The sequence below is a fragment of the Phormidesmis sp. 146-33 genome (assembly GCF_052939515.1).
In genome coordinates, this window is the sequence record NZ_JBJPHU010000046.1 from 35613 (window position 1) to 46642 (window position 11030).

10 protein-coding genes are annotated in these 11030 nt (G+C 48.3%); 4 read left to right on the forward strand and 6 right to left on the reverse strand.

The features are described 5' to 3' along the window. Positions 1-46: 46 nt before the first annotated feature. Together ACJ2PR_RS18750 and ACJ2PR_RS18755 are read right to left on the reverse strand one after the other, a co-directional pair. The gene (locus tag ACJ2PR_RS18750; protein ID WP_446878099.1) at positions 47-571 is read right to left on the reverse strand and encodes an HNH endonuclease; all 525 of its coding nucleotides are present in this window, start codon (positions 569-571) and stop codon (positions 47-49) included. Positions 572-645: 74 nt separating this feature from the next. Further along, on the reverse strand, positions 646-819 hold the full coding sequence (locus tag ACJ2PR_RS18755; RefSeq protein WP_446871543.1) for a hypothetical protein: 174 nt from the start codon (positions 817-819) through the stop codon (positions 646-648). Between the two features lie 260 nt (positions 820-1079). Between ACJ2PR_RS18755 and ACJ2PR_RS18760 the strand changes: the two genes are divergently transcribed. After that, positions 1080-2573 (forward strand): serine/threonine protein kinase, encoded by a 1494-nt coding sequence (locus ACJ2PR_RS18760; protein ID WP_446871544.1) that lies wholly within the window; start codon positions 1080-1082, stop codon positions 2571-2573. A 106-nt stretch (positions 2574-2679) separates the two neighbouring features. On the opposite strand, the gene ACJ2PR_RS18765 is transcribed toward ACJ2PR_RS18760, so the two are convergent. From ACJ2PR_RS18765 to ACJ2PR_RS18775, 3 genes are all read right to left on the reverse strand, one after another. Next, positions 2680-2850, reverse strand: coding sequence for a hypothetical protein (locus ACJ2PR_RS18765; protein WP_446860988.1), 171 nt, complete (start codon positions 2848-2850; stop codon positions 2680-2682). Positions 2851-2923: 73 nt separating this feature from the next. Further along, positions 2924-3703 carry an Rpn family recombination-promoting nuclease/putative transposase gene (locus ACJ2PR_RS18770; RefSeq protein ID WP_446871546.1) on the reverse strand — a complete coding sequence of 260 codons (780 nt, stop codon included), beginning with the start codon at positions 3701-3703 and terminating at the stop codon, positions 2924-2926. Between the two features lie 82 nt (positions 3704-3785). Further along, positions 3786-6551 (reverse strand): EAL domain-containing protein, encoded by a 2766-nt coding sequence (locus ACJ2PR_RS18775; protein ID WP_446878100.1) that lies wholly within the window; start codon positions 6549-6551, stop codon positions 3786-3788. A gap of 327 nt (positions 6552-6878) precedes the next feature. Here ACJ2PR_RS18775 and ACJ2PR_RS18780 point away from each other — a divergent pair, with 327 nt between their 5' ends. Both ACJ2PR_RS18780 and ACJ2PR_RS18785 read left to right on the forward strand, forming a co-directional pair. Then, positions 6879-7829 carry an isopenicillin N synthase family dioxygenase gene (locus tag ACJ2PR_RS18780; RefSeq protein ID WP_446878101.1) on the forward strand — a complete coding sequence of 317 codons (951 nt, stop codon included), beginning with the start codon at positions 6879-6881 and terminating at the stop codon, positions 7827-7829. 213 nt (positions 7830-8042) lie between these two features. Further along, on the forward strand, positions 8043-9077 hold the full coding sequence (locus ACJ2PR_RS18785) for a homoserine kinase (protein ID WP_446878102.1): 1035 nt from the start codon (positions 8043-8045) through the stop codon (positions 9075-9077). A gap of 280 nt (positions 9078-9357) precedes the next feature. Here ACJ2PR_RS18785 and ACJ2PR_RS18790 read toward each other — a convergent pair whose 3' ends face one another. Beyond that, positions 9358-10245, reverse strand: a complete 888-nt coding sequence (locus ACJ2PR_RS18790; RefSeq protein ID WP_446878103.1) for an alpha/beta fold hydrolase — start codon at positions 10243-10245, stop codon at positions 9358-9360. Between the two features lie 145 nt (positions 10246-10390). On the opposite strand from ACJ2PR_RS18790, the gene ACJ2PR_RS18795 reads away from it, so the two are divergent. Further along, complete coding sequence (locus ACJ2PR_RS18795) at positions 10391-10939, forward strand: thioredoxin family protein (protein ID WP_446878104.1); 549 nt, start codon at positions 10391-10393, stop codon at positions 10937-10939. The last annotated feature ends 91 nt before the right edge of the window (positions 10940-11030 follow it).

Sequence of the window (11030 nt, forward strand, 5' to 3'; positions counted from 1 at the left end):
GCAAGCTTTTGTCCTGTACTTAGACGCTACTCAGAAAACCCATCCTTTACAACAGGGGTTGTTCTTTCCAAAATTGTTCGGCGAAGGCGATCGCTGGGTGAATGGGTGATTTGGGCTTAGTGTTGAGAACCATGCCGATTTCGTGTAGTAGTCGATCACCCTTAGCTGAGTTACATCTTTCACAAGCGGCTACCACGTTGTCCCAGGTATGGGTTCCGCCTTTTGAGCGGGGGATGACGTGATCGATCGTGAGATGTTTGGTTGTGCCGCAGTATTGGCAGGTGTGATTGTCACGGCGAAACAGTTCTCGACGACCCACAGGAGGGATTTTCCAGCGCCGCTCGGAGTTACCACCGGTCAGACGAATGTGTTCTGAGATTTGTAGTACGACGCTGGGCGATCGCACTTCCCATTGACGAGGGCTGCCATACTCCAGCGATTCGGCTTGTCCGGTGACGAGGAGCACGATCGCTCGTTTGATATTGATGCGTGCCAGGGGCAGATAGTTTTTGGAAAACACGACCACCTGGTTTTGAAGTATGTGTGGTTGTTCGGTCTGTTGAGCTTGCATTAAAGTTCACTCCTAAAAAAAATCCCCACCTCTGACGATCAGGAGCGGGGGGAGAAAGTTAGATGTACTTTTCTCTAGACCAGTGTCAGGATTGCCCTGCACCTCCCGCTGTCGATCGATTGACCCGGATTTAGCCATCTGGCGGCTGTAATGCCTTCGCTGGTGGATTTGTGTCCGCTAAAGCAATCTGCTCCCTCACACGCCCGCACTAATGTTTCGCCCAAACCCTGATGGAGTAGGCGTGACATAGCATTGCGTAAGAACGATCGGAGGATACAAATCATGGAAGGCTTTGGTGGCTGTATTACGGTAACTATTTGTATACTACATCTGTAACACCACGTTGTCCAGCCTTTCACTAGAGTTTTTGAAATAAGACTAAACCTGGTTGACTAGGCAAATTAAACCAACGATGTTCAAAGACTTGGGTAGACGGGCAACCTGAGTTTATGAAGTTAGGGAACAGCTTCTGCAAATTTTTGGAAAACCTAGCAGAATGGAGTAGCTTTTGTCACCTCTCGACCTGGAACGATCGCCCCAATCCATGACCCTAGACCCCAACCTCGGACGACTGATCAACAATCGCTATCGACTAATCGAAGCGATCGGTCAAGGTGCAATGGGCAGTGTTTACCGAGCAAAGGATGTGCTGTTAGGCAACCCAGTCGCGGTCAAACTACTGAAACGTCATTTAGTCAGCCAAAAAGCCTGCGATCGCTTTGAAAATGAAGCAAAAGTCTGCGCTCAACTGGGTCAAAAAAGTCACCATATTGTGCGCGTCACAGACTACGGAACTGATGCTTACGACGTGCCGTTTTATGTGATGGAGTATCTGTCTGGTGAGAGTCTGAGCAGCGTGATTCAACTCGAAGCGCTCTCACTGTCTCGGTTTCTGCGATTGGCGCTACAAATTTGCCTGGGGCTGCAATGTGCTCACACAGGAATTGTGATCGATGGTAAACAAGCACGCGCGATCGTGCATCGAGACATCAAACCCGGCAACATCTTGATCAGTCCCGACCCCAGTTGGCAAGAACTGGTTAAAATTCTCGACTTTGGCATTGCCACCATGCTTGCAGCAGACGAAGCTGCCTCCGCCTATATGGGCACACCTGCCTACTCAGCGCCAGAGCAACTCGCGGGTGAAAGCTTTGACGTGCGTTCTGATATCTACAGTCTGGGTGTGACGCTGTTTGAGATGCTGACTCGTCAGTTGCCGCTATCAGCCGGGTCACCTTCTCACCAAAGCTGGTATCATGCCCACTGCTCTCAGTCTCCGCGTCACTTTCGAGAAGTTGCTCCCAAGAAAGACTTTCCTAAAGCGCTGACAAATCTGATCATGAGTTGTCTAGAGAAATCACCAGAACAGCGCCCTCAGTCGATCGCCGAGATTCTCACCGAACTCAACCCCCTGGTCGAGCGACATTCGAGAGAGGTTAGTCACGATCGACCGATTCGCTGGCGTGAAGTCAAACCGATCTCTACTCAACCCGAAAAAGTCACAGGCGTTCCGATTTATCCAGACCGTGGACAGTACAGCAAGAGTGTCTTTGCTCACCCTTTTGCGGCCGAGCGAGAAACGCTGCCTGCTTTGTGGGTGATGTTGCCCCATGCTGAGATTCAGTCAATTCAAATCAATAAGCTGTACAACCAGATTCATCAGCGACCCTTTTTCTGCCCGTCGCCGCACCCGATGGTGATGTGGACGATCGCGATTTCAAACCCGACTCATGGCAAGCGCCGTCTCAAAGTATTTCTCGATTTGAAGTCAGCAGAAGGACAAAAAATGCTGCGGTTGATGGTCGAAAAACAACGATATGCAGTCCTATTTTTTGATTTAGAAGCGCCTCACTGCTGCGTCCATCGAATTGACATTAACCTAAATTCAGCGCACAGCGCAGAACTACAAAAATGGTCGGTGGATGCCCAATCAGTTGTCTCGATCGGCACTCCTGAAATGAGTAAAGCCATTCTACGTCGAGAGTTTAGCCATGATGCCTAACCTATAAACTCAGGTCAACATTCAACTTTTCAATTCCATAGAGAACAAGCGAAGTTCCCGCTTTTCTACATCGACCTCTTTCTCTTTAGGTGAACCCGGTCGTTCTCTAGTTCTGCTGAGATTGGAAGTGTTGAAGCTGTTCGATCGTAAGCTTTGTCAACTGTGAAATTTTATCTATTGGAAAACCGTGTTGCATCATGTTGAGAGCGATCGCCATCGCCTTTTCTTCCTGTGCTTCTCGATAGACTCGTGTTTCTTCAAGTTTAGTCCCTAACATCGCATCAATCTCCTGCCGCAACAGATTAGTAAAATCGAGCAATCTTCTTGGACGTAGAAAACAAGATCGCTTTCTAATCCCGTTTGATCTGAGATTGGAGGTTTTGAAGTTGTTCAATGCTGAGTTCAGTAGCTTCAGCGATCATCTCCAGCGATAGGTTTTTTTGCAGCAGGTTGAGAGCGATCGCCATCGCCTTTTCTTCCTGTGCTTCTCGGTAGACTCGTGTTTCTTCAAGTTTAGTCCCTAACATCGCATCAATCTCCTGCCGTGACAGATTAGTAAATTTGTAGACCATAATCGTGCTGATCATCTCTATTATGCTTTGTCTCGCTGCTCCTGTAGAAGCCTCTTGATTTGCTCTTCCAATTAGCAGTCTGGCAATTTCTGGTGCATTCACTTCATCGACGATCGTCAGCACCATCGCCGCCACACCCAAGGGCAACTCTTCAACGTTACCCAACTCGTTTAGATATACCCGATGCACTTGGTCACTGTTTAGAAGCGCTCGATACGGCTGAGAATTTGTCTGCTCCACTGATCGCGAGGGATAAATCACCACCGCCTGCCAATCTGCATAATAATCACGATTGCGATAAAAATATAAAAAGGATTCACCAAACAGCCGTTCATACAATTGCTCATCTTTTTGCATCTGTACTTCAGCAAAGAAAACTGTCCCCGACGCTTCAGCCATTGGCGGTAAAAACACGCCGTCAATCTCAAATTTTGGCTCTTTGACAGCGACCGACTCAAATCGATATTGCTCAGACAACTCAGGAGGCGTGTCTAGCAACTCAAACAGCAAACTGGGCGATTGACGAAACAGAGCATAAAAAATTGAATCCCGACGCATGGGCAAAATTATTTAATAGGAGCAGCGTCTAATCGTACTTCATTAACTCTACTTGAGTTCGGAGTCGCGCGATCGCTTCCCATTAGCCCACAATTAGAGGGTTGTAATGACAGTGAGAATTGCGCCGTTCGGGATTGGGTAAAGGACGAGGCATCGCAATTCCGTATCCCTGAGCGTAGTTGACTCCGAGCGATCGCAACTGCTCCAAAATTTCGTCATTTTCTACAAACTCAGCGATCGTTTGAATGCCCATCACCTGTCCAATTTGTTTGATTGCCCGGACGATTGCTAAATCGATTGGATCGTCCATCATCTGACGAATAAAACAGCCATCAATTTTGAGATAGTCGATCGGTAGATTCTTTAAATAGGCAAAAGAAGACATGCCACTGCCAAAATCATCTAACGCAAAACGGCAGCCTAAACTTCTTAAATCACAAATGAACTGGGCCGCTTTAGTTAGATTCGCGATCGCTAACGTCTCTGTGATTTCAAAACAGATCATCTCTGGTGGAATTTCATGAATACTAAACTGCTCATGCAGGAAATCAATAAAGTGATCATCATTAATACTGGCACCAGATAGATTGATTGCATAAAGATGATTACAAGCGTGGTGTTGGTGTTGACACTGTTGCCAAAGATTACGATAGCGCGGCCCTTGAGTTGAGAATAACGTCTTGATCACCCAGCGATCGATAAAGTGCATAAGATGATACCGCTCTGCCGCCGGAATAAACATTCCTGGAGCCACAATGTTGCCCTCCTCATCTCGCAGTCGCAGCAGGACTTCATAATGCTCACTGACAAAAGAAGACGGGACGACAGGCACGATCGATTGATAATACAAACAAAATCGATTTTCTTCTAAAGCCTGCGTCAGCCGAGCCACCCAGCGAATTTCACCCTTTTGTCGAGCCAGTTCGCGATCGTCTGCCTGATAAACCTGAACTCGATTGCGCCCGCGATTCTTAGCCGCATAACACGCTGCATCTGCCGTACTCAAAGCTTCAGCGACATTTTTTGTCTCGGCTGTGATCATCACCAGACCAATACTGACCCCGATCGTAAACACTTTCTCTTGCCAAAGAAATCGCAAAGACTGCACTTGTTCACAGAGCGTTTCGGCGATCTTTCGAGCTTGTGGTAGCGGACAGCGGTGCAGCAACAGTCCAAACTCATCGCTTCCTAATCGAGCCAGCGTATCGGTTTGGCGCACCTGAGCCTGGAGCAAATTTGCCACCTGCTGCAACAATTCATCCCCCGCCGCATGACCACAGGTATCATTGACAATTTTGAACTGATCGAGATCCAAATAACACAGTGCATGTTGTTGACCCTGCGATTCAGCATTTTGCACCATTTGCTTGAGACGGTCTTCAAATTCTTGACGGTTGACCAATCCGGTGAGCGCATCGTGGCTGGCTTGCCAACAAAGCTGCTGAGTCAGGCGACGAGTCTGAGAAACATCGTGAAACACAATCACCGCCCCAAAAATCGCCCCATTCCTCGCCCGAATTGGAGCCGCCGAATTTGCGATCGCAATCTCTCGACCATCACGGGCAATTAGAATCCTTTGATTATCTACGCCCACCGTACAGTTCTTTAAGACTTGATGAATACACCCCTCGGCCGCCTCACGAGTGGTTTCATGAATAATCGGAAAAACTGTCTCTAACGGCAAGCCTGCGGCCTCTGGCTGCGTCCAACCAGTGAGCGCTTCTGCAACTGGATTGAGCGACTTTACCCGACCAGAGGCATCGGTTGTAATCACCGCATCCGCGATCGATTGCAGTGTCACCTGCGCCAGTTCTTTTTGATGAAATAGTGAATGTTCTAGCCGAATTCGCTCTGTAATTTCGAGGCTCACTCCACCCAACCACGATCGCCCCGCACTCCTAAGTGGAAACTTAAACGACAGCCAATAGTTTGATGTGCCGTCAGGGTTTTTCACGGTTTCGATCGCTTCGGTTGTCTGCCCAGTGGTTAATACAATGCGATCGTTTTGGCGCACTTGTTGAGCCGTTTCGTGAGGGAGCCAATCAAAGTCAGTTTTTCCCTGAATGCTGTTAGGTGGAAGATCAAATCGCTGTTCTACAGACTGATTGGTGTAGACATAGCGCCCCATTTCGTCTTTGATGAATGCTAACAATGGGCTGTGATTCATAAAGGTTTGAAAGCGAAGTTCACTCTCTTGAAGAGCCGTTTCAACCTGGCGACGACGCTTGAGATCGCGATGAATCGTTAACGCTGAAGCAACGACGATCGTGAATGCCAACAAACTACTTCCGCTAATGATCCAGGTAACGGTTTGGGTTCTGATATTTGCCTGTACTTCTTGCTGTTCTAAAACTTGTCGTTCGCGGCCTTCCATTTCTTGTAGCAGCGATCGGATCAAATCCATTTCTGCTTTACTTTTGTCAGGTTGCACCTTTTGTAAGACTGTCGAGAGTCTTTGCGATCGCCTGAGTTGAATCGTGCTACTAAGTTCTGCGAGATGGGTCTCGACGATCGGTTTTAGGGTCGCTAGTCGCTGCTGTTGTTCGAGATTTGCAGAAGCCTGATGGAGCGCGTTTAGTTCTTGTTGTGCGGCTTTTACGCCTCGGTAATAGGGAGCTAGATAGTCTGATCTGCCTGTGATCAAGTAGCCGCGCTGTCCGGTTTCTGCATCTTTGAGGCTAGACATCAATCTTTGCAGTGATTCTACGACTTTGCTCGTCTGGGCTACCTGGGTCAAACTCTGATTAAGCTGGCTGACACTCCCCACAGACACAACACTCACCAGTCCCAATAAGGATAATGCTGCACCAAAACCAGCAGTTACTTTTTTCTCGGTGGAGAGCTTCATTGTCGAAAAAGAATGTGCGATCGACGGCAGGGTTAAAAATAGAGGTCGGTGTCTCAACTGCCATAGTGTGCCCAGATTCATGTAGTTTGGTCAATGAAGGTGCGGTGATCAGTTTGTCGCGATCGCCACAGCAGAAATTTTGCCGCTCAATTAGAGTTCTCTAGGGTAGAAAACGGCTTTCTGAGTTGCTTTCTTGGCTCTACTGGGTCTTTTCTTATACATCAAGCGAGAGATTGGCGCTGGTAGGTCAAACTCCACAACCCATCGCTATTTGATAAGCAATGTAGCAGTCAATTAAATCATTCTGTATTTTCTCCAAAGGTTGTAATGAATACGAAACAAACGTTAACTTCGGTAGAAATTCCCGTCATTGATTTTGCGCCTTTTGTGAAAGGTGATCGGGCAGGTCAGCAGACTGTCGCTCAAGAAATCTATCGAGCTTGTCATACGATCGGGTTTATCTACCTCAAAAATCACGGCGTTGACCCAACCCTATTAGAAAAAACATTTGCTCAAAGTCAACAATTCTTTTCATTGCCCTTAGCCACCAAACAACAGCTTGCCTGGAACGATGAAGTCAGCAACCGGGGCTATATTGCCATGCAGCGAGAGCAGCTTAATCCCGATCGTCCGGGTGACGCAAAAGAGGCGCTCAACATGGGCAGAGAAGATCGAACTTCTGCCAATCCTGCCCTGACCCAAAATCGCTGGCTGGCTGAGGATGTGTCCTTTCGAGAGACGATGTTGGACTTTTTTGAAGCCTGTACAGAAACCGCCGATCGCGTCTTTCGAGCGTTTGCTTTAGCGTTAAATTTGCCAGAGTCCTTTATCAGCGATCGTCATGTCAATCAAGAATCTGTGCTGCGATTGTTGCACTATCCACCCATGCAAGCTTTGGAACCAGGACAAGTTCGCGCCGGAGAACATTCTGACTATGGCTCGGTGACTTTGTTATTTCAAGATCAAATGGGTGGTTTAGAAGTGCAGACCGCAGACGGAGACTGGATTTCTGCCCCTTGCATTCCCGATACACTGTTGGTCAATACCGGAGACTTAATGGAGCGCTGGAGCAATGATGTATTTCGGTCTACCAAGCATCGCGTTATGCCTACCTGCGATCGAGCTTCTCATCGCTATTCGATCGCATTCTTTTGCCAACCTGATTATGAGGTCGAAATCGCCTGTCTCCCTAGCTGTCAAAGCTTAGACAATCCCCCTCGCCACGCCCCCGTTTTGTCAGGAGAGTATTTGCTGAGTCGGCTTCAAGCCGCGTATTAGTGGACATTTGGACTAGAACTTTGGACTAGAACTAATGTCGAATGTCGAACTTGTGAAAAATAGCCCTGCAAAGAATTTTTAGCTTTCTATCGCCAAATTGTCAAAGTCAACACTATCTGATCAAACGGCTTGTTCTAATCTAGACCGGATGAGTTTTTGTCTATCGACCAAACTGTGAGGAGCGCGTCCTTTAGAGGGAGTGCTTTCAGAAAAATGAACGCAGAATACAGCCGGGTAAATTCGATCTCAAAGACCCCAAGCAGCCTGATTGACGACGTGTTTCCGGTCGTTTACTCGACGCTTAGCACCGAGGCACTGATTGCTAGAATTTTGCCCAACTATGAGATTGGGATAGTGACCCGCTGCCAATTTTGGAATCGAGGACTCAGTGATGTCTATCTCGTCGAAACTCAAGCAGGCCCTTATATTCTGAGAATTTCTCATCTCCACTGGCGCTCTAAATCTGACATTGATTTTGAACTGGAACTATTGGATTTTTTGCAGCAAAACCGAATTCCGATCGCCCACCCTCTAAGAACCAAAACCGGACAGCTTGCGATCGAGATCACTGCCCCCGAAGGTAAGCGCTACGCTTCTTTGTTTATCTACGCACCTGGAAAAGTCCCTTTGGGCGATTTGAATCCAACTCAGAGTCACAAACTGGGCGAAACAGTCGCAAAACTGCATCTTGTATCAGAAAATTTTCGCAGTGATGCCGATCGCCATCCGCTCACGCTCAAATATCTACTGGACGATTCTCTCAAGATCATTGCTCCCTTTCTCAAAGCGCAGCACTTAGAGTACGTCGAGGAAGCGATCGCTCACATCAAACTCCAGCTTCAAGACTTTCCGCAAGCGCCGCCCTATTGGGGAATTTGTTGGGGCGATCCGCACAGTGGCAATGCCCATTTTACCGATGACAATCAAGTGACACTGTTTGATTTTGACCAGTGTGGCTATGGCTGGCGAGCGTTTGAAATCGCTAAATTTCTGCAAGTTGCCCTTTGTACAGGGGTCGGAAAAACGGTGCGAGAAGCTTTTTTGACGGGCTATCAGTCGGTGCAAGCGGTGACGGAGTTAGAGATAACTGCCCTACAGTCGTTTACGCAGGCGGCCCAGATTTGGCGATGGGCAATCAGTGTTAATCATGCCAACACTCACGAATACAGCCGACTAGACGACCACTATTTCACTGTGCGGCTAGAACAACTCAAACGCCTAAAATCCCCCGACTGGCAACTGTTTTAAAGGACTTAGGAATAAGAATTAAATAACTTCGACAATTGTAGAGTCTCGGATCGCCCTCCTCACAAAGTGGGGCGAAGCCCTCGCCAACCTTTCTCCCTGGGGAGAAGAGGGCTAGAGGTTCCCTCTCCTTGGGGCTACCGTGTACACACAAGTCCGGAATCGCTTCGTTTCAATCGGCTTCAGCCCCCTAAATCCCCCAAAATTGGGGGATTTAGGGGGCGTTCCTGGATCTAAAAGCGAAGCGAAGCGTTCATCGATCTGCATTAAATCAAGCTTGAGATCAGGTTTGCTTGGCGATCCAGTCTTGCAGGATGGGGTTGACCAGTTCGGGGGCTTCGTCTTGCGGACAGTGACCGACTCCAGGTAGCGGAATGAATTGCTCGACCTGCGGATAGTTTGCGAATTCTTTGCCCAAAGCGATCGGCTCCCAAGGATCTTTTTCTCCCCAGAGAATGATGGTCGGACAGGGCAGTTTTGGGAATAAATCTTCGGGCAACGGCCCCTGAGAATAGCCCGTGAATGCGACAAAAACGGCGGCGGCTCCATCGTCTTTGGCTGCGCCCATCAAGAGGTCGATTAGCTCATCGGTGACGGCTTCCGATCGCGCATAGGCCTTGAGCAAAATCTGACGAACGGTTTTGGGTTGAGCCAACTGGTTGAAAAATAAATCTCCGACCCACTTTTGCTTGAGAATTTTTTGCAACACAGGTGCCCCTACTCGCTTGATCCAGGGCTGTCCGACTCGTTTGCGATCGTGCAATAGCCGTAGAGAACAATTGATCAACGCCAACCCTCGTGCGATATCGGGATGATCAACCGCTGCCTGCATCACCACAATACAGCCGATCGAGTTGCCAATCAAAAACGCCGATTCGCCCACCACTTCGCGACAAAAATCGGCAATCTGATCCGACCAGGTTTCAAACGTGTACTCGACTTGCTTGATCGGAATGGGTTTCGCCGATCGCCCAAATCCGATTAAATCGATCGCATAGACGCGACAAGTTTTGGCTAATTCGGGAATATTTTTGCGCCAGTGATAGAACGATGCCCCAAATCCATGAATCAACACAACGGCTGGCCCTTCTGTCCCCTGGGTTTGATAGGCAATCTGGAATCCTTTCCACGTCCAGGTTTTGTAATCTGTGGCAGGGGGCGAAGTCAGCATAACAGCAACCGATAAGTGAACCTATCTTTAAGATTACAGAATTATGAAGTTTTGTGTTGAAACAGATTCTTAACATTTTGCGGTTTCCAGCGATCGAACTTGCCGATACACTAATAAGCTAGAATCCCAATTCCTGAATAGCACTATGGACACGATCGGCACTCAGATTGGCAGCTATGCCCCAGACTTTGAGATTCCTGGAACAGATGGGACGGTTCATCATCTCGCTCGCTATCTAGAAGACTATCGGGCGGTTGCGGTCGTCTTTATGTGCAATCACTGTCCTTATGTAAAGATGTATCTCGATCGTCTCAAACAGATTCAACAGGACTATCGGGCGCAGGGCTTTACGATCGTTGGCATCAATCCCAACGACGCGGATCAATATCCTGAAGACAGCTTTGACAAGATGAAAACTTTTGTCAGAGACCAGGAGATCAATTTTCCTTATCTGCGCGATGTGACTCAAGAAGTGGCTCACACCTTTGGCGCAACCAAAACGCCTCATGTGTTTTTGCTCAATCAGCAGGGCGTTCTCTGCTACAATGGCGCGGTCGATGACCGTCCCGAATCGGCCCAATCCGTCCAGCAGGAATATTTGAGAGCCGCGATCACCAAAATCTTGAACGGCGAAGCGATCGTTCCCACATCGACGGAGCCGATCGGGTGTTCGGTGAAATGGCGCGGGCGATAGGTGAAGGATCTTAATGCAACGTCTGCTAATGCTGGAGGGCGTTGCTGAATCAGGGGATGAATTGCCCCAAAGCGGCGGGAACCCCAAGGTT

Coding starts and splice junctions, on each gene's coding strand:
- ACJ2PR_RS18750 (WP_446878099.1), bottom strand. CDS start 571: ATGCAAGCTCAACAGACCGAACAACCACACATACTTCAAAACCAGGTG.
- ACJ2PR_RS18755 (WP_446871543.1), bottom strand. CDS start 819: ATGTCACGCCTACTCCATCAGGGTTTGGGCGAAACATTAGTGCGGGCG.
- ACJ2PR_RS18765 (WP_446860988.1), bottom strand. CDS start 2,850: ATGTTAGGGACTAAACTTGAAGAAACACGAGTCTATCGAGAAGCACAG.
- ACJ2PR_RS18770 (WP_446871546.1), bottom strand. CDS start 3,703: ATGCGTCGGGATTCAATTTTTTATGCTCTGTTTCGTCAATCGCCCAGT.
- ACJ2PR_RS18775 (WP_446878100.1), bottom strand. CDS start 6,551: ATGAAGCTCTCCACCGAGAAAAAAGTAACTGCTGGTTTTGGTGCAGCA.
- ACJ2PR_RS18780 (WP_446878101.1), top strand. CDS start 6,879: ATGAATACGAAACAAACGTTAACTTCGGTAGAAATTCCCGTCATTGAT.
- ACJ2PR_RS18785 (WP_446878102.1), top strand. CDS start 8,043: ATGAACGCAGAATACAGCCGGGTAAATTCGATCTCAAAGACCCCAAGC.
- ACJ2PR_RS18790 (WP_446878103.1), bottom strand. CDS start 10,245: ATGCTGACTTCGCCCCCTGCCACAGATTACAAAACCTGGACGTGGAAA.
- ACJ2PR_RS18795 (WP_446878104.1), top strand. CDS start 10,391: ATGGACACGATCGGCACTCAGATTGGCAGCTATGCCCCAGACTTTGAG.